Genomic DNA, 23,393 nt, shown 5'->3' with positions numbered 1-23,393 from the left:
ATTAAAGTTGCGGCAGGTTGTTTAAATTAAGTGCTTTCTCAAGTTTGTATCCAACGGCATAAAGCGTCTCTTCATCAAAAGCTTTTCCTATAAGTTGGATTCCTACGGGAAGCCCTTTACTGTCAAATCCGCACGGCATGGAAAGTCCTGGAAGTCCTGCAAGGTTAAGTGCTATTGTAAATATGTCTGACAGATACATCTTAATAGGGTCGTCTGTTTTTTCTCCTATTTTAAATGCTGTTGTTGGTGAGACAGGAGTAACGATGAAATCTACCTTTTCAAATGCTTTCTGGAAGTCTTGATATATGAGAGTTCTTACTTTTTGTGCTTTCAGATAGTAAGCGTCATAATAACCGGCACTCAACGTATAGGTTCCTATCATTATTCTTCTTTTTACTTCATTGCCGAAGCCTTCTGCCCTTGTTTTGCAATACATGTCAACGAGGTCTGTGTAATTTTCTGCCCGATAGGTGTATCTTACGCCGTCAAATCTGCCTAAGTTTGATGAAGCTTCTGCTGGTGCTATTATGTAATATGTTTCAACTGCGTAAGATGTGTGAGGAAGGGATATTTCTTCTATTTCAACGCCGAGGCTTTCAAGGTGTTTTACCGTTTCCATTATTTTTTCTTTTACTTCAGGTTCGATACCTTCTATGAAATACTCTTTTGGAAGTCCAGCTTTTAAACCTTTAATATTGTTGTCTAAGGTTTTTGTGTAGTCCGGAACGGGAAGTTTTGCACTGGTTGCATCTTTTGCATCTAATCCAGATATCAGAGATAGAAGAAATGCGTTGTCTTCCACATTTTTCGTTATGGGACCTATCTGGTCAAGAGAAGAGGCGAATGCTGTAAGTCCATATCTTGAGACTCTGCCGTATGTAGGTTTTATTCCCACAACTCCACAGAGGGAACACGGCTGTCTTATTGAACCTCCCGTGTCAGAGCCGAGTGATGCTATTGCTGAGCGGGCTGCTACGGCGGCCGCCGAGCCTCCTGAAGAGCCTCCAGGGACTCTTTCCAGATCCCATGGATTGTGGGTTACTCCGAAGTATGAAGTTTCAGTTGATGAACCCATTGCAAATTCGTCAAGATTGTTTTTACCGATGAATATTGCTCCCTTTTCCCTTAGTTTCTTTATGACTGTTGCATCATACGGTGCTATAAAATCTTTTAACATTTTTGAAGCACAGGTCATTTTTTGACCTACGACGTTTATATTGTCCTTTATGGACATTGGAATGCCAAAGAGGACAGGAATTTCATCTTCTGACAGTTTTGTTAATTCTTCGTCTTTTTTCTTTGCCTCTTCTTCTGCTTTTTCATTAACCGTAATGTAGGCATTAAGTTTTTCTTCTGTTTCTTCTATTCTTTTGAGAATCTCTTCCGTTATTTCTGAAGGTTTAATCTCTTTTCTGGCTATGAGTTCAGACAGCTCTTTCAACGATTTATTGATCAATTCCATTCTTCTCCTCCATTATTTCTTGACGACTTTTGGAACGATGAAATGTTTTCCATCTGTTTCTGGGGCGTTCATAAATGTCTTTTCATAAGGAAAACTAACGCCGGGCACATCTTCTCTTAAAACATTTTCCGGCGGAATAATCTGGAATTTAGGGTCTATTCCTTCTGTATCGAGTTCGTTAAGTTTTTCGACGAATGTTAGAATGTCGCTGAGTTGTTCCTGAAACATCTCTATCTCTTCTTCTTTAAGGGATAACCGTGAGAGAAGAGCTATATGTTTTACCTCTTCTTTTGTCAGTCTCATCTATTCTTACCCTCCTTTTTTACTGGAATAGTATTATACATCTTAAAAACGTTGGTTGCATTTGTATTTCACATTGCAGAGTAGATAACCTTTAGACATCTTGGGCAGAAATAGAAACTTTTACGATCTACATCCGTTATGGAATTTGAAAAACTCATTACGCACCGTTCATCGGGACAGTGGGGAAGGCCTAAAAGGTGGCCGATTTCGTGAACCGCTTCTTTTAAGGTTCTAACTTTCAAAAGTTCTTTATCTTCCGGTAGTCCGTAAAAGCTGTTTTTAAGCCTTGCGGTGGAAATTAAGGCTTTTCCGGATAGAGGCTCGGCAATTCCGAAAACAAAATTGAGTCCGTCTGCGAACAGATCCTTTTCTGTTACTCCTAAGATAAGGTTACACTTTTTTCTGTCCGGTATTGGGAGAGATTTAAGCACCATTTCCGCGTTAAACTGCTGGCGATACGAATTGAAAGCCGTTTCAGGTATCAAAAATCCTGTTTTGACTTTTGCGTTGCCGAATATCCTGGATAGCTTTTCTTCAAGAAATGAAAGTAAACTTTCATCTATTCCTGTTTCAGGTATAATGCAAATTCTCATTTTTGGCTCCTTAAAAAAGCTATTATTCCTGCAGCAATCTCTTCCATTTCCATTCTTTTTTCAGTGTTAGATGAGTGGCATACTATCCTTAAATTTTTGTTAAGTTTCAGCTTTCCTGTAAAAACGGCTTCTTCCAGCCATTTCAGGAAATCGATTCCGTTTCCGCCATCTACGCTGTTCATTCCCATGTCATAATCTAGATCCAGAATCTCTATTTTATCTTCATATTTTTTGACGAAGTCTTTAAGCTGGTTTACTGTGCGTATTAACTTAAAGCCTTTAGGCGGAAAATGTATGTCATCCAGAAAAAGTTTCATTTTCCCTCCACATCTTTTTTAATTTAAAATTATGCTTCATAAGTTTTTAAGAAAAATTTGCAATACCTCTTGACTTAGATGGAAGAAAGACACATATTACCACCTCCAAGTGGTGTAAGGAGGTGAAAAATGAGAGAGATTTTCAAAGGATTGTTGGCTTGTGTTGCTGTTGCGTTGGTTTCTCTTGGTTTGGGAAAACTTTTTCCGTCTCTGGGAGCAGATACGTTTGCAATACTTATCGGTATAGTAGTAGGAAATACTTTTGCCAGGGATAAATCCTTTCAGCCGGGAATTAAATTTTCCGAGCAGAAGATACTTGCTCTTGCAATAGCCTTGCTTGGTGTTGGGTTAAATCTTCATGCATTAATTGATATAGGTCTTAAAGGTGCTGCGATGGTAGTTATTCTTGTTGCTTTTGTTATAACGGTTAATTATCTAATAGGCCGATTACTCGGGTTTTCAAGAAACTTTTCTCTTCTTATGGGAACAGGTAATGCTGTCTGCGGTTCGTCAGCCATAGCAGCTGTTGCTCCTGTTATAAAAGCTCATGAAGACGAAGTTGGTATTCCTGTTGCTGTTGTTAATCTTATGGGGACAATACTTATGTTCCTTTTGCCTGTTCTTGCTGTAAAAGTGTTCCATTATGATGTTATAAAGAGCGGTGCTCTTATAGGTGGTGGACTTCAATCAGTTGGCCAAGTTGTGGTTGCAGGGACATTTTTAAACCTTGATGCGGCAAGATTTGCCATACTTTTTAAAATGGTTAGAATTTTAATGATAGGTGTTCTCGTTGTCCTTTTCTCTTATATATTTGGTAATGAGGGTGATACTAAAGTTAAGAAGTTTCCAGTTCCTATGTTCATAATTGGCTTTTTTGCACTTAGTGTTCTTGCGTCTTCCGGGTATCTTCCGATATGGGCTGTTAAATATATCAAAATTGTAGGTGAGTATCTTCTTGTGGTTGCTATTACTGCTATCGGGATGAGAGTTAAATTTTCAGAACTTTTAAAAGAGGGACCAAAAGCGTTGCTGTTTGGAGCGGTAACCTCAATGCTTCAGATTTTTTTCCTTGTGATACTTATACATATTTTTCTCTGATTGTGTGAAGAACGGTAATTCAATTTTGAACTTTGCATCAAAAAATTACAAAAGTTGTAATTTTGCACTTGACAAAGGCTAGTTGGGAACTATTATTAATAGTGACAACCCCCTATCCCCCTCCCTCCTCCCCAAGATGAAAGGGCCGCCGCTCAGGCGGCCTTCCTTTTTATCCGTCTATGAGTTTTTTCGCTACTGATAAAACAGATTTTGATAGAACCTCTATTTCTTCTTCTTTAACCGTTCTCATATCAAGAAGAAGTTTTCCGTTTTTTAGCCTTCCTATTACGGGTGGTTCTTCTTTCCTTAACAGTTCGTAAAATGCTTCTTCGCTTTTGTCTTTTATCGAAATTTCAACAACAAATGTAGGTAGCGTTTCAAGCGGAAGAGCTCCTCCGCCTATCTCAGCTTCTTCTCTATTCACGGAAATAGAAAAAGTATCAGGAAGTTTCTCTGCTAAAAGTTTATGAAGTTTTTCTGCCCTTGCCTTTATTGAATTTTCAGGCTCTGAAATCATTCGCCATACGGGTATTTTCTGGTATTCTTCGTTTTTGTAAAGTTTCAGTGTTGCTTCAAGAACTGCTAAAGTCATTTTATCTATTCTTAACGCTCTGTTTAAAGGGTGTCTTTTGATTTTTTCTATAAGTTCTTTTTTTCCTATGATTATTCCTGCCTGGGCAGAACCTAAAAGTTTATCTCCGCTGAAGGAAATAACGTCAACGCCACTTTTTACAATATTCTGAACGGTTGGTTCGTATGATAACCCGTAATGTCTTACATCTATGAAACTGCCACTACCGAGGTCTTCGTAAACAGGAATGCCGTGTTTTCTCCCAAGTTCTACCAGCTGTTTTGAATCTACGCTTTCTGTGAATCCCAGCACCTTGTAATTGCTGGTATGGACTTTCAGCAGAAGCCCGGTATTTTCAGATATCGCTTCTTCGTAATCTTTAAGGTGAGTTTTGTTTGTTGTTCCCACCTCTTTCAGTATGGCTCCGCTCTGTTTCATGACGTCAGGGATTCTGAATGAACCGCCTATTTCGATAAGTTCTCCTCTTGATACAATAACTTCCTTTCCTGCTGCAAGTGCCGATAAAACAAGAAGAACGGCCGCTGCATTGTTATTTACCACACAGACATCCTCGGCATCGGTAAGCTCTTTTAGAAGCTCTTTTACATTTTGATATCGTATGCCTCGTTTTCCTGTTTCAAGGTTAAGTTCAAGGTTTGAATATCCGGTTATTATTTCTTTTAGATGTTCTGCAACTTCGTTATCTATAGGAGCCCTCCCAAGGTTAGTATGGATTATGACGCCTGTTGCGTTTATAACCCTTCGGAGGTTAAATTTTTTCGCCTTTTCTATTTCCTTAGTTATAAATTTTCTAATGATTTCATCGGTAATTTCGTGTAGCTGGTTTTCTAAAATGGCTTTTCTCAGCTTGTCGAGTCCTTTCCTGACAGCCTCTTTTGTCTCTTTGCTGCCGTCGGGGAACATTTTTAATACTCTATCGACAGAAGGTATTTTTCGTAATAGTTCTTTTCCCATCTTCACTTCTCCCGAGGTTTTCTTAAATTATACCTTGTGTTATATCTACTTTCTGCGGAGGATAGTTATGAGATTTTTGCTTGTTTTGTTTTCACTTCTTTTTTTGTTCACTTCCTATGCCAGAGCAGCTGTTTATGGTGCAGAGATTCTATACGATAGGGTAATTGTTAAATTCTATCCTGACGGCAGAAAGAAATGGGTAGAAAAGAAAGCGGTAAAGATTCTAAATAGACAGGGAGTAAACGATTTTGGTGAGATTACCATTCCGTTTTCAACGGAACATCAAAAGTTAAAAATACTTTATGCATATACGGAATTACCGGACGGAAAAAAGGTCAAGCCTTCTAAAGATGCTTTTAATATTGTCTATCCGCCTTTTCAAGCTTTTGCCCCTATATATTCTGATTTAAAATATCAAACGATTTCAATGCCTGCTATTAAGCCGGGAGCTATTATAAGCTATGCTTTTGAACTTGATACTGTAAAGCCTTACATGAAAAATGAGTTCTGGACGGAGAACTTTTTTCAGAGTTCGTATCCTGTTAAAGAAGCATCTTTTAAAGTTTATGTTCCAATTGGTAAAAAAGTGAAATATAAGGAGTATAACTTTTCCTTAAAGCCTAAAAAGAGAAGAGAAGGGAATGATGAGGTTTATTATTTCTGTATGAAAAACGTTCCTCCTATTCAGGAAGAACCTGCAATGCCTCCTTTTGAGGAAGTTGCCAGGAAAGTTGCCTTTACATCTGTTAAATCGTGGGATGAAGTAGCAAAATGGTATTCCAATTTAGCTTCTTCTGCAGTTAAGCCTGATGAATTCGTAAAAAGGGTTACTTTACAGGTGATAAGAGGTAAAAAAACGGAAGAAGAAAAGATAAGAGCTATTTATGATTTTGTTGCTCAAAATATAAGATATGTTGGACTTGAGTTTGGAATAAACGGTTATAAACCTCACACAGCCTCTTCAATTCTAAAGAACAGATATGGTGACTGTAAAGATCATGCAACGCTGCTTATAGCTATGCTAAAAGTTATCGGAGTTAAGGGGTATCCTGTTTTAATTCCTACGGCTGGAATTGCGAATATGGATGTTTCCATGCCTATGCCTACGGCTTTTAACCATGAAATTGCCGCTATAAGGTGGAAGGGTAAGTGGCTCTTCCTTGATACTACAAGTGATACTGTTCCGTTTGGAGAGCTTCCTGCTATGGATCAGGGGAGAAAAGTTTTGATTGTTGACCTTGATAGTAAAAAAGCTATACTTGCCAAAACGCCTGTTTTTCCTCCTTCTTCCAATGTTGAAGGATTTTCAGGTAATTTTACGATAAAGAATACAGGTGCGTTACAAGCTAAAATGAAGTTTTATTATACTGGGGTTTATGCTCATAGAGAAAGGGCGATGTTTCTTTCAATGCAGAACGAAAAACAGATGGAAAGGTTTGTAGAAAACAGTGCAGCTTCAGTAGTGCCGGGTTTTGACGTAGATAATTTTACAGTTTCAAATTTTAAAAATATTGATGAGAAAAGTGTGTTTTTTACTGTTGAAGGAGATACGTCCGTGTTTACAACTAAAACCAAACATTTAATGCTGTTTCATCTTCCTGCTCCTTGTTATGCTAGGCTTATAGGTCTTGTGGCTTCTAAAAATCGTAAATACCCTTATGTTGTAGGTTATAGAATGATAAAGCGCTCTTCTGTTCAGATTTCTCTTCCTTCTGGTTATTTTCTGTTTTTCATGCCTGAAGATTTCAGATACTCAAATGATGTTGGTTCAATTAATGTATGGTGGAAGAGAGACAAAAATGATAAAATAAATTTCAACATGGAAATGGTTTTAAAAAAAGATAGGATTTCGCCGAAAGATTACAACAAATTGAGGGAGTTGTTTAATTTAACGGTGAAAACTTTGCAAAATCAAATAATAATTTTGAAAAGGGAAAGTGAATAATGAAAGTTCTGGGAATTGATACTTCATGTGATGATACAGCTGTTGCTATTTATGATTCTAACGAAAAAAAGGTTCTTTCAAACGTTGTTTCTTCTCAGTATGAGGCTCACAGAGCTTACGGTGGCGTTGTTCCTGAGATTGCAGCCAGAGAGCACTTAAAAAATATTGATGTTATTTTTAGAGAAGCTCTGGAGAAAGCAAATGTAGATGTTTCAGATATAGATCTTGTGGCGGTTACTTATACTCCAGGACTTCTCCCGGCATTACTGGTAGGATTAACTTTTGGTAAAGGTGTTGCCTTTGCAGGATATATTCCTTTTAAAGGGGTTCATCACATAGAAGCCCACATGTTTTCTCCTTTTATAAAGAGAGAGCCGGAATTTCCATTTATCTCTCTTGTTGTTAGCGGTGGCCATACTATGATTTCGGTTGTTCGTTCTCTCGGAAATTATAAACTTTTAGGAAAAACACTTGACGATGCTATCGGTGAGGCTTTTGATAAAGTTGCCAAAATGCTTGATTTTGGATATCCGGGGGGACCTGCTATAGATAGGATTTTTCGAAATTACAAGGAAAACTATCTTGTTCTTCCAAAACCTCAAGCCCGCGGTGTAAATATGAGTTTCAGTGGTTTGAAAACCGCTGTAAGACGTTTAATTGAGGACGGCTATCCAAAAGAGATGATAGCGGCATCTTTTCAAAAAACAGCGATAGATTACGTTGTTGGAAAGTTGAGAAAGGCTGTCAGAGAAACAGGAATAAGAAGGATATCCGTTTCGGGAGGTGTATCGGCTAACAGTTATTTGAGAGAAAGATTGCAGGAGCTTGAGGATACTGAGAGAGTGAAAGTTTTCCTTCCTGAAATAGAATTTACCTCAGATAACGGTGCCATGGTTGCGTATGTAGGATATTTAAGGTTTGAAAAGGCGGAGAGAATAGGGGATCCTTTTACGTTGAACGCTTATCCTTCTCTACCTATAACAGGGGTGTGATTTTATGTTTGAGCGTTATGTGGTAACACCAGACAAGCTATTTGATTTGAATAAGATAGATTCAGGTTTTACAGAAGATTTTAAAAGTAAAAAGGATGTTGAAGAGGAGTTTCACAGGCTTAGAAAAAGGTTATGCGAGCTTCAGGATGTTCTTTATGCGGAAGGTAAACGTAAGATACTCATAGTTTTGCAGGGAATGGACACTGCTGGTAAAGATGGAACCATAAAGCATGTTTTTAAAGAAGTTCATCTTCAGGGTATAAAGGTTGTTAGTTTCAAAAAGCCTACGGAGGAGGAGCTTTCTCACGATTTTTTATGGCGTGTTCATAAGCACACTCCCGGAAAAGGGGAGATTGCCGTATTTAACAGGAGCCATTATGAGGATGTTTTGGTTGTCAGGGTTCACCGTCTTGTTCCTGAAAAGGTCTGGATGAAGAGATACGAGCATATAAGAAATTTTGAGAAAATGCTTTTTGATGAAGGGACAACTATACTGAAGTTTTATCTTCATATAAGTAAGGAGGAGCAGAAAAAGCGGCTTCTTGAAAGGCTTAACAATCCCAGAAAGCGCTGGAAGCTTCACGTTGAGGATGTAAAAGAGAGAAAACACTGGGATGAATATATCAGGGCTTATAACGATGCCATATTTGAAACCAGCACGATATACGCTCCCTGGTTTGTTATCCCTTCAGACAAAAAATGGTTCAGAAATTATCTTGTTGCTAAAATAATTGTGAAAAAATTGGAATCTCTTAACATGAAGTACCCTGAGCCTGAGAAAGGGATAGAGAATCTAAAGATAGATTAATTAAAAACCTATTTTAACAAGTAGAGCCCTTTCGGATAACTTTATGGATTTTACCTGTTTTCTGTAACTTTTTTTCAGCGTATATATAGGTGTTTTTTTAAATGTTGACTTGATAATATCATTTAAAATTTCTTTAATTTGGGGCATGTTGCTTGATACTACAACTTTACCGTTAATAGCGAGATATTCTATCGAAGGGTTGACAAGATAAATCCTGCCTGTTTCAGGTTTATATTTGATGTTTCCTGAAATGTAAGCTTTTCCAGATAGGATTATAAGGAGGGGAGTTTTAATCTTTATAGTTATACCGGTGTAAACTTTCCTGTTTTCAATCTTTACGGTTGGATTTTCAAGTTTTATTACTAAGGAATCGGTTTCTTCTATCAGTGGAAAGTGTTTCTTTAACTGTTTTTCTATTTTTTGAGACGGTATTTTTACTGTGTAGCCGATTTCGGGCGTTTTTGGAACGCATCCGATAATTGAAAGAAGAATAATAAGTAGTGGTATTAGCTTTTTCAACATTCTGCCTTTAAAAGGTTATATGTTAAGTATATCATTTAAGTGATTTCTATTACCTTTTTCTCGTCAACGTATAGAAGTTTTAGTCCAGAAACCTTCTTGCCGGCTGCTTCCAGTATTTTTTTGTAGAAAAAGAGTTGCTCTTTGTACTGCTCAAAGAGCACTTCGTTAAAGAATCCTGTTTTTATGTCCCAGACCTCTACTCCATTTTCTGTTTCCAGCAGTATGTCTATTCTGCCGGAGTAAAACGTTCTGTCTGTGAAATATTTTACATCTATCTCAGCTTCTCCTTTTCTTAGTTGCGGAAATTTTTTGTGAAGGAAATCGTATATTTCTTTAAGCCTTTTAATTAATACCGATGGTGGGGAAATGAGTTGCGATGTTGCATACCTTATTGCCTCTTCTTTTGTTGCGTTTTTAACAAATGCTTCACACAGTAGATGGACAACAGTTCCGTATTCTGCAGGACTCATGCCTTCTGGTGCTGCAATTTTTGTCTCCGAGTTGCTCTTTTCCGTTTCTGCCTCGTGAGTGCTTGGGTATATTACCTTTATTGTATTGATCTCTTTTTCCGGTATGGTAAAAAGTTTTGTTTCTTCTTTCTTCGGGATTTCTATTTCGGGAAATTTTGTTATCTTATAGTTTTCGACTATTGGGACAAGTTTATCGAGGTTTTTCCCGTATGGGAATTTCTTGCTACTTTTTTGAGTGTTGATACCTACAATTAGTCTCTCTATTGCTCTTGTCATTGATACATAGACTAAATTTTTTGCTTCGAGGTAGTCAAGATAATCGTCAACAGTTTTAAGCATAAAGAAGAAAGGGCTTGCCTCAAATTCTTCTTCCGGTGTTGTTTTGTCGGTTTTTTCGTAGAAAAGTTTTATTCCAAATCCTGTGCTTGTGAATCTGAAGAATGAGTTTATTGGCGATCTTTTCCATGGCAGGAGAATAACATCGTTGAACTGAAGTCCTTTTGAGCCGTGGATTGTCATAAGAAAGTAACCGTTTTCATCTTCCGGAGCGATGTTTACTCCTGCGTCTCTTGAATTTTTAAGTTCTTCAATAAAATCTACCATGGAATCAAAGGGGACGGCATTTTCCATTTCAAAGTTTGCAACTTCTTTAACCAGTTCAAGAACGCTAAAATATGATTCTCTATCAAGAACAGAAAGCATTTCTATGAATCCTGTTATTTCCAGTATTCTGTTAAGTAAAATTGCATGGAGTTCTTTATCTTTCTGATTTCTGATATCTTCCAGTTTCTCCAAAAGTTTTGTAAGCTCTTTATCTTTATTTTTATTGCCTGTTGTTTTTTCTTTGATGAACGTTAAGGCTTCATGATGATTAAGACCGCAGAACCGTGAGGACAGAAAAAAGAAAAAGGATTTTAAATCGTCTCTGTCTTTAAGCCACTTAAGCAGATGTAAAAGTTCTTCTACCCCTTCGGTTAAAAACGGGTTTGAACCGATTACTGAGAAAACTATTCCCTTTTCTCTTAAAATCTTTTCAAAAACGGCGAGACTACTTCTGCTTCTCCCGATAACGGCTATTTTTCTGTTCTTTGAGCGTTCAAGTGTAAGGGCAATTGCTTTTTCTGCAAATTCTTCTTCCTTTGTGAATTCTACGGAGAGAATTTCTCCGCCCGGTATCTCTCCTTCAAAAGGCTGAAATGAAAGTTCTATACCAAGCTTCTTTCCGTTCTGATTGTAAATGTTGTCGAATATGGCGTTAAAGAAGGATAAAAGTTTTTTTCCAGAACGGAAATTCTTGGTTAAAAAACATTGGTTTTTCATATATTTGGAAGCCTCATTCCATATTGAAACATCTGCGGAGCGAAACCTATAGATAGACTGTTTCGGATCACCTACAATGAAAATAGTTGGAGGATTGGTGGTTTGTTTTAACAGCTTTAATATTTTCCACTGGAACGGATCTGTATCCTGAAATTCGTCAACTATTATATATTTGTAAAGGGAAGCTATCTCTTCTCTCGCATTATCATTTTCGGTGAGCATTTTATGTGTAAGCTCTAAAAGATCATTGTATCCAACTTTTTTTTTCTTTTTTTTGGTTTCTTCATAGCTTTTGTAACATTCCAATAGTACTTTCAATATTTCTTTGGCCAAATTTTTTTCAATTTCATAATTTTGACGGGCGATTTTAGTTAACGAAAAACTTTTAGATGTTATCAAATTAAAAAGTTCTTCAACTTTCAAAAACATGTTGTCGGCAGAGAAGTTTTCTTGAAAAACGGCAAATCTTGTCCTGTGTTTAATACTCTCTTTTATGAAGTTGATAAGAGTGTTAAGTCCTGCTATGTAGTCTGAAGAAATTCTTTTTATAACATTTCTTAGTAGATTTATATCTATATTGCTTATTACTTTGAAAACCGCTTCTTCAAGCATGTTTTCTGCTTCTATTTCTGTTAACATTTCGCAATCTATGTCAAAGTAACCGTAACGGAATCCGAATCGTTTCAATATTTCGTAACAGAAGGCGTGTATAGTGCTTATGGGCGCTGACGGAAGAAGCAGAATCGCATCCTGAAATTTTTCTTTTCCTTTCATGACTTCTTCATATATCCTGTTTTTTACTCTCTCTTTTAGTTCACCTGCAGCCGCTTCTGTAAATGTAATCAATACAATTTCATCAATTCGGTATCCGTTTTCTATTAAAGAGACGACTTTTTCAACTATTAACCGTGTTTTTCCTGTGCCTGCGTTGGCTTCAACTATCGTGTCTCCTGATACCGTTAAAGCTTTTTGCTTGTCTTTAGATAACATTTTCTGTTCCAATTCTATAAGATAAATGTTTTTCGAACAAATTTCTTATCCGTTTTAGACTATTAATTCTACAAAATTTGATAGAAAAAAAAGAATTTTTGAGAAGGTAAATTGTTTCTTTTGAAAGAGTTTCGTTCCACGGAATCAGATTACCTCTGGAACATTTGTTGCACACTATGCTTCCTTCTTCTAATGAAAATCCTGATATGTTTTTTGAGGAACCGCAAATTGCACATCTGGTTAGATTTGGAAATAGTCCTTCAAAGAAAGCAAGTTTTATTATAAACATTGTTGCTGCGAGCAAAAAGCGGTCTTTTACGTTCATCATGTAGAATCTGGTTAGTTCGAAAATTTTTTTCTCCGGTGCGCTGCCTGTGAAACTATCAACATATTTTGCAATTAAACTTAAATATTTGAATTTCCTTATGTCTTTAGGAACGTTATGCTTTAATAGTTTAACTTTCATTATTTCTGTTCTTTCACCTGTGATTTTCAGATTAAAAATAGATAGAGAAAACGGCTCCACAGATAGCGGGAAATCCTTAAGTTCCAATCTTATCAAAGCGTTTATTTTTCCCATTCTTTCCGTATATAGGGATAGATGAAATAGCCTTTCAGACAGTTTCTCCTTTTTAAGTACAATACCTGGGGTTTCCATAAGTGTAGATTATATGGCAAATTTTCCAGAAAGCTACTACCATCTTTCGCAGTTGCTTCCAAATTTTTCAACAACCTTTTCTACTTCGTCTATAGGAATAGGTTTTGAGAAAAAGTATCCCTGGGCGTAATCTATGTTTAATTCTTTTAGAATTTCGACGATTTTTTCATTTTCTACATATTCTGCTATTGTTTTAACGCGGAAAATCTTTGCCATAAAAGATATTAAAGATATGATTCTGATCAGATTTTCATCATCCATTACATTTTTAACAAGAGAACTGTCTAATTTTATGGCAGTCAACATTCCTCTTTTAACAAGTTCAGAAACCAGTTTGAATGAAGAGTAACCGCTTCCGAAGTCGTCTATTGCTATTGAAAAATTTAGTTCTCTTGATGCTATCTCTAAAATTTTAAAATTCTCGAATAAAACTTGTTCGGTAATTTCAACGTTTACTTTGACATTTGACTTTGCAAGGAGTTTTATGGTCTTTTTTAATTCGTCTCTGTAAAATAGAGAGCCTAAAGCTCGGTGGGATACATTTATATATACTGGATAGCCAAACTTTCCCAGAATATCCTTGTATTCCCTTAACTTTTCAAGAACTTTTATATCACATTCTACACTTAAATTGTTTTCATAAAGTTCGTCTATAAAATAACCTGCTGGAATCACTTCGTTGTTTTCCCTAACTCTCATTAAAACTTCAAAATGCTCAAGTTTACCAGAGTTTATATTGATTATAGGCTGGAAGAAGATATCTATTTTATTTTCATTAAGGCTTTTGACGATTAATTTCAGTTTTTTTCTCTTTTTGAGAATTATTTTTTCTATTCCTTGTATGCTGTCAAGAGAGACTTTTTTCTCATTTGCAAAAGAGAGACGACTTTTCATGAGGAGGAGAACTGATATTAAATCTGATACGGTGCTGAACTCCTCTTTTTTTAGAAAAACTGATACGAGAACTGTATTTACCGGCACTTTATCATCCAGTACTTCTACTTCAAATTCTGTTAACATACTTAGTATTTTTCTTTCTATTTTCTTTATTTCTTCAGTTGAAAAACCATTTTTAAACACTGTAACTATGTTTCCGTCAGATATTGCAAATGACTCTACTCCTGACATGCTGAGGAATTTTTTGATTTTTGATTCGAGCTTTCCGGAAACAACAATGGATGTTTCTATACCATAGATTTTTACTATCTCATCAAAATTTGATATTGATATGAGCGTTATAAATGTTCTACTATTTTTTGAAACTTCTCCAACAAGGGAAGACGCAAACTCTTTTATGCTTTTTATTTTTTCTTTTCCAAATTCTTTTATTATCTCTGTTACTTCAGTAAAAATTGCGACTATAAAGTTGTTTTCACGGAAACATTCTATTAGATATTCTCTGTTCTTCTCGTTAACTTTTATTGTTCGAAGGACTATACAGGAATCTCTGTGGTTCTTCATCAGTAATTTAACGGGACATATTAGCCTTTCTTCGTCAAAGCAGGGGTAGTTAGAGTCAAATATCAATTTATAGCAATGTGTTGCTCTGTCTATTGTTTCAACGTTGAATAATTCTTTTAGTGCTGAATTACAATATGCGATTTCACCTTTGTCTTTTAGTATTAAAACTGGCTTTTTTATATTTTCCCACATTGAGAAAAAATCTTCGTTCATCTTCCCCTCGTTCGCTCAGTTTTGCTTCATTATACAAAAGATGGCGAAAATGATTATATTTTCAAGAGCTATAATATTTGATTGTTTTCAGATGTGTTCGGATATATGAACAATTATTCCGTAATTTATTTTTCTCTGTTTTTAGATTTTGCAGATATATAATTTAGTAAATACCATAGTAAGAGAGGCAAAAATGGTTTATACAATTCATGGTTGGTCTTTTAATAAGGATATATGGATGAAAACACCCTTTGCAAATGCTTTCCATCTGGAGCTTCCTGGGCATGGTAATTCACCATTACAGATAACCAATATTTATGAGGTTGCTAAAAAATTTGGGAAAAGTATAAAAAGTAGTTCTACTGTTGTGGGATGGTCTATTGGAGCTTCTGTTGCTATCTTGATGGCTGTTTACTTTCCAGAGAAAATTAATAAATTGATTTTGTATTCTCCGACACCGCTCTTTTGCGGCATGTCTCAACCTGAAGTTATTTGTAAAAGATTTTTGAAAAAGCTAAGCAGAGATTTTGAAACTACTGTTACTTGGTTTAGAAAGGAGTGTGGATTTTCTGACATCTATCCCTTACCTGACAAAGATAAAGCGATAAAACTCCTTGAAAGTTATATGAATCTTGATTTAAGGAATATTATTCCGGAAGTATTTGTTAAAACAGATATAATTGTAGGATTGAAAGATGAAGTTACAAAGTTGAGCGGAGCTTTTTGTTGTTTTTCCCTATTTCCTTTTTCATCAATAAAAATTTTTCCTGACAAATTTCATTTTCTCTTTTAGGATATAAATTTGGTAAAAATTTCTGTTCGGAGAGCAGATGAAAAAGGTTGCATTTTATACACTTGGTTGCAAGATGAATTTTCATGAGACAGCCTTTATGGAAGAGGCTTTCAAAAAAGCGGGGTATACTGTTGTTCCGTTTTCTGAAGTGGCAGATGTGTATGTGATTAACACTTGTACGGTTACGGCTTCTGCCGATGCTAAGTCTAGAAAAGCTATCAGGAGAGCAAAAAGAATAAATCCAGAATCTCTTGTTGTTGTTACAGGTTGTTACAGTGAAGTTTATCCTGAAATTGTTTCTTCAATAAAAGAGGCTGATATAGTTACAGGAAATGTTGAGAAGTTTAGGCTTGTGGAGATTGTGGAAAGACGCACAAAGGGCGTTTTTTTAAAAGGGACATGGAATGTAACAGAATTTCAACCTTTAATGAATGCGGATTATGGAAAGAAGAGTCGGGCTTTTTTGAAAATACAGCAGGGTTGTGAGTCTTTTTGTTCTTACTGCATAATTCCTAAAGCTCGTGGAAGAATGTTAAGTGAGATACCGGAAAAGGTGATTGAACATGTTGAGATGCTCGTGAATAGCGGGTACGTAGAAATAGTTCTAACAGGAACACATCTTGGGGCTTACGGAAAGGATCTGGGAAATGTAACTCTTGCGGATCTTTTAGAAAAGATTGTTGAAATTCCGGGAAATTTCTGGATAAGATTAAGTTCTATTGAGCCTCAAGAGTTTTCTGATAGGCTCCTTGAGATTGTAAGTAGCGACAAGATAGCTCCTCACTTTCACATTCCTCTTCAGAGCGGAAGTGAAAAAATTTTAGAGAAAATGGGAAGAAAATATACTCTTTCGTATTATGAATCGTTGGCTTTTAAACTGGCTGATTTGAAAAAAGACGTTTGTATTGGGACAGATGTTATAGTTGGTTTTCCGGGAGAATCGGATGAAGATTTTCAAACCATGAAAAAGTTTATAGAAGCATTGCCTTTCGGTTATCTTCATGTTTTCACCTATTCTCCCAGGAAAGGAACCAGAGCGGCTCTTTTGAAAGATGATGTTTCTCAGGTAGAGAAGAAAAAAAGGTCCCGGGAGCTGTTAGCTTTAAGCACAGAGAAGAATTTGCAGTTTAGAAAGCAATTTAAAGGTAAAACATTAAGAGCAGTTGCTTTAAATAGATCTGATAAGAATCTCGTTTTGACAGGTAATTACATTCAGATAGAAGTTAATAAAAAGCCAGATTCAAAGTTTGTTGATGTAATGTTAAAAGAGGTTGGAAAAAAAAGAGAAGATAATGTTGGCACTCTTGCTTAACAAATTTTAGAAAATGGTTAATTAATAAAGATAGTTTTATTGCTTTGAAGTCTCTTTATCTTTTCCTCTTAACATCCCGCATGCTGCTGATATATCCTGTCCTCTAGAATCCCGTATGAAAGTCGCAATTCCTCTGTCCCATAAGATTTTTTGGAAAGCTTCTATCTTTTCCCTGGAAGGTGTTTTGAATGATGATCCAGGATATTGGTTAAACGGAATTAGATTCACCTTTACAGGAATACCCTTTACGAGTTTTGACAGTCTCACTGCATCTTCCGGAGAGTCATTTATTCCTTCGAGCATAAGATACTCAATCATTATTCGTCTAATATTATCGGCCGGGTAATTTTTAAGTTCTTTCATTATTTCTCTTATGGAATACTTCTTATTGAGGGGTATTAGATTTTCTCTTGTCTCATCTTCTGTGGCATGAAGAGACAGTGCAAGCTTTATTTTTGGCATTTCTTTTGCCATCTTTTTAATTCCTGGAATAATACCGCAGGTAGAAACTGTTATTTTTCTTTTTGACAGTCCGATCATTCTATCGTCAGTGAGTATTTCAATGCTTTTTTTGACATTTTCAAAGTTGAGAAGAGGTTCACCCATTCCCATAAAAACCACGTTGGATATGCGATTTTCTATGCCTACATCCCTTTGAACCGATAAATATTGATCAACAATCTCGGAAGTTGTCAGGTTTCTTGTAAACCCGTCTTTTGCAGTAAAACAGAATTTACAACCTATCGGGCAGCCTACCTGAGTTGACACACAAATTGTATTCCAGTCTCTTTCAGGTATGAAAACTGTTTCAATACGGTTACCGTCTTTTAATTCAAATAGGTATTTTATGGTTCCGTCTTTAGAAACCTCTTTATTCACTATTTTAAGGTTATAGATTTCAGCATTTTCTTTTAAAATTTTTCTTCCTTTTTTTGATATATCAGTCATTTCATCAAAGGAAGTTGCAAGTTTTTTGTAAAGCCATTTTGCTATCTGTGAAGTTCTGTATTTTTTGAATCCTATGGAAACTACGAAGTTCTGAAGTTCGGGAAATGTTAAGGATTTAATGTCTGTCACGGTTCTTTTCCCCGTAACTTTTGTGAATTTTGTATGTTTTATAAATGCCCCACGCTGTGGAAGTGAACAGTGCAAATCCTATAATAAGTGTAAGTCCAAGACTAACCCAGGTCATTAGAAACTCCCTACTCTGTTTAGGCTGGAATGTATTCCTGTTAGTCCTGGTCGTCAACTGTGGTTAAAGTTGACTTTAAGAGCTTTTATTTTTTATACTTTAACGAATAGTGAATCATGGTTCAACGGAGAGAGATATGAAGAGATTTATACCTTTGTTTGCTTTTTTAATGGTTTTAACAGGTTCCTGTTCTCTTTTTCAGAAAGCGGAAAAGAATGTTTATGTAAGCGGTAGGATAGAAGGAGATGAGATAGACGTGGGGACTAAAGTTCCCGGAAGAGTTACAAAGATTTTCGTTGATGAGGGAGATAACGTTAAAAAAGGCGAAACGCTTGCGATTCTGGATTCAAAGGCTGTCCTTGCACGGGTTGAGCAGGCAAAAGCCGCTTTTGAAGCTGCACAAAAGGCAGCTCAGGCAAAGGAGCAAGAGGTAAACGCCTATAAAGAACGTTTAGCAGCTTTGATAGATAAGAGAAATTCTTTGAAGAGTCAGCTTGATTTTCAGTTAAAGATAGCCAGAGAAAAAGAGTCTATGGCTAATAAAGATGTTGCTTTAGCTGAAGAGGCTTTAAAGAAGGCAAAAGCTGTTTATGAAAAGGCGGAAGCTGACTATGAAAGGTTTAAGAAACTTTATGAAAAAAAGATAATACCCCGTTCTGAATTTGATAAGGCGGTTATGGCTTTTAAGGTTGCAAAAGCTGATTTTGAAAGTGGAAAGGAAAACCTTTTGAAAGCTAAAAAGGCCGTAAAGATAGCGAAAGCAGGTGTGGAAATTGTTAAGAGTAAATACAGTGATATTGCTTCACTGGATAATGAGATTGACGCTTTAAAGGCAACTGTAAAGGCAAAAGAGAAAGAGTATCTTGCTTTTTTAGATAGAGTCAATCAGGCTAAGGCGGTTGTTGATGAAGCGGAAGCTCATTTATCAGATACAGTAATAAAAGCACCGGTAAATGGAACTATTACCGTGAAATATGTGAATGTTGGTGAAGTGATTCCCGCAGGATTTCGCCTTTTTTCAATAGTTAACATGGACAAGCTTTATTTAAAAGGCTTTATTCCTGAGAAAAAGGTAGGACTTATTCACCTTAAACAACCTGCTTATGTAGAGGTAGATGCTTATCCTGGTAAGAAGTTTCCCGCATATGTTAGTTATATCGCTCAAAAAGCTGAATTTACACCGAAGGAAGTTCAGACGAAAGAGGAAAGGGTAAAAGAAGTTTTCGGTGTAAAACTTAAGCTTAAATCAAATCCTGATCATGTTTTAAAGCCCGGTATGCCTGCTGATGGTTACATAGAGATTGGGAAATGAATGTTGTTGATGTTAGAAACCTGAGAAAAACTTACAATAAGGGAAAAATAGTAGCTGTTGATGGTATCTCTTTTTCTGTCAAAAAGCAGGACATTTACATATTTGTGGGACCTGACGGGGCAGGTAAATCCTCGACACTTAAAACCATTGCGGGTGTCCTTGAATATGATGATGGTGAAGTCCGACTGTTTGGCATTGATATAAAAGATGACAGGGTTGCTGAGAAGCTTAAAGATAAAATAGCCTTTATGCCTCAGGGTCTTGGTTTAAATCTATATCACACTTTGTCGGTTGAAGAGAACATCGATTTTTTCGCAGATCTTCACGATGTTCCTGAAGATGTTAGAGAACAGAGAAAAAACCTCCTCTTAAAAACCACAGGGTTGCTTCCTTTTAGAAAAAGAGAAGCCGGGAAACTATCCGGTGGAATGATGCAAAAGCTCGGGATCTGTTGCAGTCTTATTCACACTCCTGAGATTATTATTCTCGATGAACCTACCACGGGAGTAGATCCGGTTTCAAGGCGAGAACTCTGGAAGCTTATTTATAACTTTGTGAAAGATGAAGGTATAACGGCTGTAATTTCTACGTCTTACCTTGACGAAGCTGAAAGGAGCACGGTCCTTTCAATAATGAAGAACGGAAAAATTATAGTTACTGCAAATCCCGAAGAGCTGTTTGAAGAAGAGTTAACCGTTTATGAAGCCGAAGGGGAGGATGTTGAAAAGGCCTATGAAATTGCTTGGAGATTTTACAAGATTCCCAGACTGAAAGGCAGTGTGCTCAGATTTGTTACAGATAAGGAACCCGTAGAATTAAAAAGCCTTCGTCTTAAACTTAAAAAAGTTGAGCCAGGAGTCGAGGATGTCTTTTTGCTTAAAACGGGATTAAAGAGAGTTGTTTTAAAGCCATTTTTTTTCATTGATTTTCCCGTGCCTGAAGATGCTATAGTTGTTAAAGATCTTGTTAAGAAATTTGGAGATTTTACGGCTGTTGATCACATCTCTTTTACCGTTAAGAAGGGAGAAATTTTCGGATTGTTGGGGCCTAACGGTGCTGGAAAAACAACTCTCATAAAGGTTATGACGGGACTTTACAATCCGACTTCCGGTGTTTGTGAAATAGCCGGAATGAGAGGCGAAAAAATAAAAACAGTAATAGGGTATATGTCTCAGAAATTTTCTCTTTATGCTGATTTAACTGTCTATGAGAACCTTTTCCTGTGGGGAAAGATATATAACCTTGCAACAGATGTTTTGAAAGAGAGAATAGAAGAATCTATTTCTCTTGTTGGTCTTGAGAAGTATAGGGACACTATTGTCGAAGATTTACCGTTAGGTATTAAACAGCGTTTGGCTCTTATGTGTGCTGTGATTCACGGTCCTGCGGTTCTGTTTCTCGATGAACCTACATCCGGCGTTGATCCTGCAGAGAGAGATGCGTTCTGGCAGATAATACGTTTTCTCGCCAGAGAAATAGGTGTAACTATAATAGTAACCACTCACTATATGGATGAAGCCGAATATTGCGACAGAATTTTGTTAATGAATAGAGGAAAAATGATTGCCTTTGGAACTCCTCCTTACTTAAAGTCAGAGACTTTAAAGAAAATAGGGAAAATCTATGAAGTAAAAACAGAAAATCCCTTTTCTGATGTGGATAAGCTCCTGGCGAATGGGTTTAATGCAGTTTTATACGGGAGGAGAATCAGAATATATTCCAGAATTTCTTTAAATTCTGAAGATTTGAAGAAAGCAGGTGTTAATGTTGTTTATATGAAGGAAGCTCCAATTTCTATGGAAGATGTATTTGTATATGCTGTGAGGGAACATGAATTTACGGAAGATTAAAACGATAGTTGTTAAAGAGTTTAAGGAGATGATTAAAGATAGAATAGGGACGATTGTGGTTTTTGTAGTGCCTGTTACAATGATGCTTATTTTCGGTTACGGTATGAGATTGGATGTTGATAAGATACCTTTTGTTGTTGTAGATTATGATCATTCCAGCTTGAGTAGAGAACTTGTGTATAAGCTTTCCGCTACAAAAGAGTATTTCCATTTTCTTGGAGAAGTAAATTCCGAAAAGCAAATAGATAAACTTATACTAGATAACAAAGCAAGATTTGGTCTGGTTATTCCGCCAGATTTTGAAAAAGACATAAAAAGCGGTAAGAACAAAAAAGTTTTCATCATTGTTGATGGCACTTTTCCGTACAGGGGAGAGATGGCTAAAAGCTACGTTACTGCAGTTATTAATCAGATGAATCTTGATCGTCTGGCAAAGGTGACCAATGTTTCTCTACCGGTGCGTTTAAAGACAAGGTACTGGTTTAATGAAAACTTAAAACAGGAATACTTGATGGCTTCGGGAACGATGGCAGTTGTTCTTTTTATGTCACCGGCAGTTATGGCATCTCTTTTAATTGCTAAAGAGAAAGAAAGAGGTTCAATTTATAACATATACACTTCATCGATTACAAAGGTTGAATTTCTTTTGGGCAAGCAAATTTACACGGTTATTGTTTCTTTCATAAACTTTTTGATGATATTTTTAATGACATTGTTCGTTTTTAAAGTGCCTTTTAAAGGCAATCTTCTTTTCTTTTTGCTGGCTTCTATTCTTTTTATTTTTGTTGCATCAGCTTTCGGACTTCTTCTTTCGACTTTTTTAAATACTCAGGTTTCTGCTTTTGTTGGCTCTATAATACTGACGATTGTTCCTTCCATTCTCTATTCTGGTTATATGACACCTATAAGTGCCATGAACAAGAACGGTCTTTTAATGGCTCATATAATCCCTACTTACTACTATATGAAGATCTTAAAATCCTGTTTCTTCAAAGACGCTGGAATTTTACCTCTAATTCCTCATGTTGCAGCATTGGTGAGTTTTTATGTGCTATTTTTCGCTCTTAATGTGAGGCTTTTTAGAAAGAGGGAAAGATGAAAGAGTTTTTCGGTAGGTTTTCAACGCTTATTTACAAAGAACTTCTTCAATTTATCAGAAGTAAAGGATTGCTCATATTTGCCATATATGCTTTTACGCTTGACATATATTTTGCTGCTACCGGAATAAGTCTTACTCTTAGAAATGCAAAATTTTTCGTTCAGGATTATGATATGACTCCAATTTCAAGGGAGTATGTTTACAAGTTTCATAAACCTTACTTCAATTTTCAGGGCTATGTTTTAAATGATAAGCTGCTGGAAGATAAGCTGCTGGAAGATAAAGCCATTGCTGTTATAAAGATTCCTGACAATTTTGAAAGAGATTTCAAAAAAGGAAGAGCTGAAATAGGTATGATAATAAACGGTGCTGAAATAGTGGCAAGTTATCTTTTTTCCGCTTATGCTGCACAAATTACCTACAATTTTATAATGGAGCATTTCCCTTTTAAAAGCGGTGTTGGATTGATAGAGCCTGATGCCCGACTTTATTTTAATCAAAATGCCTCAAGTAAAAATTTTATGGGGATTTCCGAGCTACTGACGGTTGTTACTCTGTTTCTTCTCATTCTTCCCTCTGCTGCAATCATAAGGGAAAAAGAGAGAGGAAACATAGAAATGTTAGTGGTTTCTCCAGTTCACAACTACACTTTTATGCTTGCAAAAGTTGTTGCAATGTCGGTAGTAATACTGCTCTGCACGATGTTTTCGATGATTTTCATGGTTAAGGGTGTTTTGGGAATTCCAGTAAAAGGAAATTTACTTGATTTTGCCGTCTTTACGCTTGTTTTTGTATTTGCTGCTTCTGGTCTATCCATGTTTATAGCTGCAATTTCTGAAAATATGCTTCAGGTATCTCAGCTTTCAGTTCTCGTGCTTGTTCCAATACTTTACCTCTCTGGTTCCTGGACACCCATAGAAGCTATGCCTAAAGTTCTTCAATACCTATCTTATCTTTCGCCTCTAAAATATTACATAGATGGTGCTTTTGGAATATTAATCAAAGGACTCTCTCTTTCCGCGATACTGCCCGATCTTGCAGGATTACTAATATTAGGTTCTATTGTCTTTTTTGCCGGCAGTTACTTTTTATCCAAAAAGGTTTAGGTTGATGCTTTGTATAGTGTAAAATTCAGAA

20 protein-coding genes are annotated in these 23,393 nt (G+C 36.3%); 10 read left to right on the top strand and 10 right to left on the bottom strand.

The features are described 5' to 3' along the window. Position 1: 1 nt before the first annotated feature. The 4 genes from gatA to BLW93_RS01485 form a co-directional block, all read right to left on the bottom strand. Positions 2 to 1,462 (bottom strand): Asp-tRNA(Asn)/Glu-tRNA(Gln) amidotransferase subunit GatA, encoded by a 1,461-nt coding sequence (gene gatA, locus BLW93_RS01500; protein ID WP_076712349.1) that lies wholly within the window; start codon positions 1,460 to 1,462, stop codon positions 2 to 4. Between the two features lie 12 nt (positions 1,463 to 1,474). Continuing rightward, entirely contained in the window at positions 1,475 to 1,765 is a 291-nt protein-coding gene (gene gatC / locus BLW93_RS01495; RefSeq protein ID WP_076712348.1) for an Asp-tRNA(Asn)/Glu-tRNA(Gln) amidotransferase subunit GatC, read from the bottom strand. Positions 1,766 to 1,833: 68 nt separating this feature from the next. Beyond that, positions 1,834 to 2,358, bottom strand: coding sequence for an archaemetzincin family Zn-dependent metalloprotease (locus tag BLW93_RS01490; protein ID WP_076712347.1), 525 nt, complete (start codon positions 2,356 to 2,358; stop codon positions 1,834 to 1,836). Further along, positions 2,355 to 2,675, bottom strand: coding sequence for a cyclic-phosphate processing receiver domain-containing protein (locus BLW93_RS01485; protein WP_076712346.1), 321 nt, complete (start codon positions 2,673 to 2,675; stop codon positions 2,355 to 2,357). Before BLW93_RS01485 ends, BLW93_RS01490 begins: the two co-directional genes overlap by 4 nt. A 129-nt stretch (positions 2,676 to 2,804) precedes the next feature. Here BLW93_RS01485 and BLW93_RS01480 point away from each other — a divergent pair, with 129 nt between their 5' ends. Then, positions 2,805 to 3,773 (top strand): YeiH family protein, encoded by a 969-nt coding sequence (locus tag BLW93_RS01480; RefSeq protein ID WP_076712345.1) that lies wholly within the window; start codon positions 2,805 to 2,807, stop codon positions 3,771 to 3,773. Between the two features lie 169 nt (positions 3,774 to 3,942). Here BLW93_RS01480 and selA read toward each other — a convergent pair whose 3' ends face one another. After that, entirely contained in the window at positions 3,943 to 5,319 is a 1,377-nt protein-coding gene (gene selA / locus BLW93_RS01475) for an L-seryl-tRNA(Sec) selenium transferase (protein ID WP_076712344.1), read from the bottom strand. A gap of 67 nt (positions 5,320 to 5,386) precedes the next feature. On the opposite strand from selA, the gene BLW93_RS01470 reads away from it, so the two are divergent. Genes BLW93_RS01470 through BLW93_RS01460 form a run of 3 tightly spaced genes read left to right on the top strand, consistent with a single transcriptional unit; the run spans position 5,387 to position 9,064 of the window. Continuing rightward, a complete protein-coding gene (locus tag BLW93_RS01470) occupies positions 5,387 to 7,264 on the top strand; it encodes a DUF3857 domain-containing transglutaminase family protein (RefSeq protein WP_076712343.1) in 1,878 nt (625 codons plus the stop codon). Further along, positions 7,264 to 8,256 carry a tRNA (adenosine(37)-N6)-threonylcarbamoyltransferase complex transferase subunit TsaD gene (gene tsaD / locus BLW93_RS01465; RefSeq protein ID WP_076712342.1) on the top strand — a complete coding sequence of 331 codons (993 nt, stop codon included), beginning with the start codon at positions 7,264 to 7,266 and terminating at the stop codon, positions 8,254 to 8,256. Before BLW93_RS01470 ends, tsaD begins: the two co-directional genes overlap by 1 nt. Before the next feature lie 4 nt (positions 8,257 to 8,260). Continuing rightward, positions 8,261 to 9,064, top strand: coding sequence for a PPK2 family polyphosphate kinase (locus tag BLW93_RS01460; RefSeq protein ID WP_076712341.1), 804 nt, complete (start codon positions 8,261 to 8,263; stop codon positions 9,062 to 9,064). On the opposite strand, the gene BLW93_RS01455 is transcribed toward BLW93_RS01460, so the two are convergent. Genes BLW93_RS01455 through BLW93_RS01440 form a run of 4 tightly spaced genes read right to left on the bottom strand, consistent with a single transcriptional unit; the run spans position 9,065 to position 14,698 of the window. Beyond that, the gene (locus tag BLW93_RS01455; RefSeq protein WP_076712340.1) at positions 9,065 to 9,586 is read right to left on the bottom strand and encodes a DUF1439 domain-containing protein; all 522 of its coding nucleotides are present in this window, start codon (positions 9,584 to 9,586) and stop codon (positions 9,065 to 9,067) included. It lies immediately after the preceding gene. Positions 9,587 to 9,621: 35 nt separating this feature from the next. Beyond that, a complete protein-coding gene (locus BLW93_RS01450) occupies positions 9,622 to 12,366 on the bottom strand; it encodes a UvrD-helicase domain-containing protein (RefSeq protein WP_076712339.1) in 2,745 nt (914 codons plus the stop codon). Next, complete coding sequence (recO, locus tag BLW93_RS01445) at positions 12,356 to 13,024, bottom strand: DNA repair protein RecO (RefSeq protein WP_076712338.1); 669 nt, start codon at positions 13,022 to 13,024, stop codon at positions 12,356 to 12,358. The genes BLW93_RS01450 and recO overlap by 11 nt, the downstream gene beginning before the upstream one ends. A gap of 36 nt (positions 13,025 to 13,060) precedes the next feature. Continuing rightward, the gene (locus tag BLW93_RS01440; RefSeq protein ID WP_076712337.1) at positions 13,061 to 14,698 is read right to left on the bottom strand and encodes an EAL domain-containing protein; all 1,638 of its coding nucleotides are present in this window, start codon (positions 14,696 to 14,698) and stop codon (positions 13,061 to 13,063) included. Between the two features lie 193 nt (positions 14,699 to 14,891). Here BLW93_RS01440 and BLW93_RS01435 point away from each other — a divergent pair, with 193 nt between their 5' ends. Together BLW93_RS01435 and mtaB are read left to right on the top strand one after the other, a co-directional pair. Then, a complete protein-coding gene (locus tag BLW93_RS01435) occupies positions 14,892 to 15,491 on the top strand; it encodes an alpha/beta fold hydrolase (RefSeq protein WP_076712336.1) in 600 nt (199 codons plus the stop codon). Positions 15,492 to 15,528: 37 nt separating this feature from the next. Then, a complete protein-coding gene (gene mtaB / locus BLW93_RS01430; protein ID WP_076712335.1) occupies positions 15,529 to 16,803 on the top strand; it encodes a tRNA (N(6)-L-threonylcarbamoyladenosine(37)-C(2))-methylthiotransferase MtaB in 1,275 nt (424 codons plus the stop codon). A gap of 36 nt (positions 16,804 to 16,839) precedes the next feature. Here mtaB and rlmN read toward each other — a convergent pair whose 3' ends face one another. Continuing rightward, a complete protein-coding gene (rlmN, locus tag BLW93_RS01425) occupies positions 16,840 to 17,880 on the bottom strand; it encodes a dual-specificity RNA methyltransferase RlmN (RefSeq protein WP_076712334.1) in 1,041 nt (346 codons plus the stop codon). A 251-nt stretch (positions 17,881 to 18,131) separates the two neighbouring features. Between rlmN and BLW93_RS01420 the strand changes: the two genes are divergently transcribed. Genes BLW93_RS01420 through BLW93_RS01405 form a run of 4 tightly spaced genes read left to right on the top strand, consistent with a single transcriptional unit; the run spans position 18,132 to position 23,362 of the window. Beyond that, positions 18,132 to 19,307, top strand: a complete 1,176-nt coding sequence (locus BLW93_RS01420) for an HlyD family secretion protein (RefSeq protein WP_076712333.1) — start codon at positions 18,132 to 18,134, stop codon at positions 19,305 to 19,307. Then, entirely contained in the window at positions 19,304 to 21,157 is a 1,854-nt protein-coding gene (locus BLW93_RS01415; RefSeq protein WP_076712332.1) for an ATP-binding cassette domain-containing protein, read from the top strand. The genes BLW93_RS01420 and BLW93_RS01415 overlap by 4 nt, the downstream gene beginning before the upstream one ends. Next, positions 21,138 to 22,256, top strand: coding sequence for an ABC transporter permease (locus tag BLW93_RS01410; RefSeq protein WP_076712331.1), 1,119 nt, complete (start codon positions 21,138 to 21,140; stop codon positions 22,254 to 22,256). The genes BLW93_RS01415 and BLW93_RS01410 overlap by 20 nt, the downstream gene beginning before the upstream one ends. After that, the gene (locus BLW93_RS01405; protein WP_076712330.1) at positions 22,253 to 23,362 is read left to right on the top strand and encodes an ABC transporter permease; all 1,110 of its coding nucleotides are present in this window, start codon (positions 22,253 to 22,255) and stop codon (positions 23,360 to 23,362) included. The genes BLW93_RS01410 and BLW93_RS01405 overlap by 4 nt, the downstream gene beginning before the upstream one ends. Positions 23,363 to 23,393 lie beyond the last annotated feature (31 nt).

The sequence above is a fragment of the Desulfurobacterium indicum genome (assembly GCF_001968985.1).
Classification (GTDB): Bacteria; Aquificota; Aquificia; order Desulfurobacteriales; family Desulfurobacteriaceae; genus Desulfurobacterium_A; species Desulfurobacterium_A indicum.
The sequence above is the reverse complement of the archived record's forward strand: the minus strand, read 5'-3'. Positions and strand labels throughout refer to the sequence as shown.

Coding starts and splice junctions, on each gene's coding strand:
- BLW93_RS01455 (WP_076712340.1), bottom strand. CDS start 9,586: ATGTTGAAAAAGCTAATACCACTACTTATTATTCTTCTTTCAATTATC.
- BLW93_RS01405 (WP_076712330.1), top strand. CDS start 22,253: ATGAAAGAGTTTTTCGGTAGGTTTTCAACGCTTATTTACAAAGAACTT.
- gatA (WP_076712349.1), bottom strand. CDS start 1,462: ATGGAATTGATCAATAAATCGTTGAAAGAGCTGTCTGAACTCATAGCC.
- BLW93_RS01490 (WP_076712347.1), bottom strand. CDS start 2,358: ATGAGAATTTGCATTATACCTGAAACAGGAATAGATGAAAGTTTACTT.
- tsaD (WP_076712342.1), top strand. CDS start 7,264: ATGAAAGTTCTGGGAATTGATACTTCATGTGATGATACAGCTGTTGCT.
- BLW93_RS01440 (WP_076712337.1), bottom strand. CDS start 14,698: ATGAACGAAGATTTTTTCTCAATGTGGGAAAATATAAAAAAGCCAGTT.
- BLW93_RS01460 (WP_076712341.1), top strand. CDS start 8,261: ATGTTTGAGCGTTATGTGGTAACACCAGACAAGCTATTTGATTTGAAT.
- BLW93_RS01420 (WP_076712333.1), top strand. CDS start 18,132: ATGAAGAGATTTATACCTTTGTTTGCTTTTTTAATGGTTTTAACAGGT.
- recO (WP_076712338.1), bottom strand. CDS start 13,024: ATGGAAACCCCAGGTATTGTACTTAAAAAGGAGAAACTGTCTGAAAGG.
- BLW93_RS01415 (WP_076712332.1), top strand. CDS start 19,304: ATGAATGTTGTTGATGTTAGAAACCTGAGAAAAACTTACAATAAGGGA.
- BLW93_RS01480 (WP_076712345.1), top strand. CDS start 2,805: ATGAGAGAGATTTTCAAAGGATTGTTGGCTTGTGTTGCTGTTGCGTTG.
- BLW93_RS01470 (WP_076712343.1), top strand. CDS start 5,387: ATGAGATTTTTGCTTGTTTTGTTTTCACTTCTTTTTTTGTTCACTTCC.
- selA (WP_076712344.1), bottom strand. CDS start 5,319: ATGGGAAAAGAACTATTACGAAAAATACCTTCTGTCGATAGAGTATTA.
- mtaB (WP_076712335.1), top strand. CDS start 15,529: ATGAAAAAGGTTGCATTTTATACACTTGGTTGCAAGATGAATTTTCAT.
- gatC (WP_076712348.1), bottom strand. CDS start 1,765: ATGAGACTGACAAAAGAAGAGGTAAAACATATAGCTCTTCTCTCACGG.
- BLW93_RS01410 (WP_076712331.1), top strand. CDS start 21,138: ATGAATTTACGGAAGATTAAAACGATAGTTGTTAAAGAGTTTAAGGAG.
- BLW93_RS01485 (WP_076712346.1), bottom strand. CDS start 2,675: ATGAAACTTTTTCTGGATGACATACATTTTCCGCCTAAAGGCTTTAAG.
- BLW93_RS01435 (WP_076712336.1), top strand. CDS start 14,892: ATGGTTTATACAATTCATGGTTGGTCTTTTAATAAGGATATATGGATG.
- BLW93_RS01450 (WP_076712339.1), bottom strand. CDS start 12,366: ATGTTATCTAAAGACAAGCAAAAAGCTTTAACGGTATCAGGAGACACG.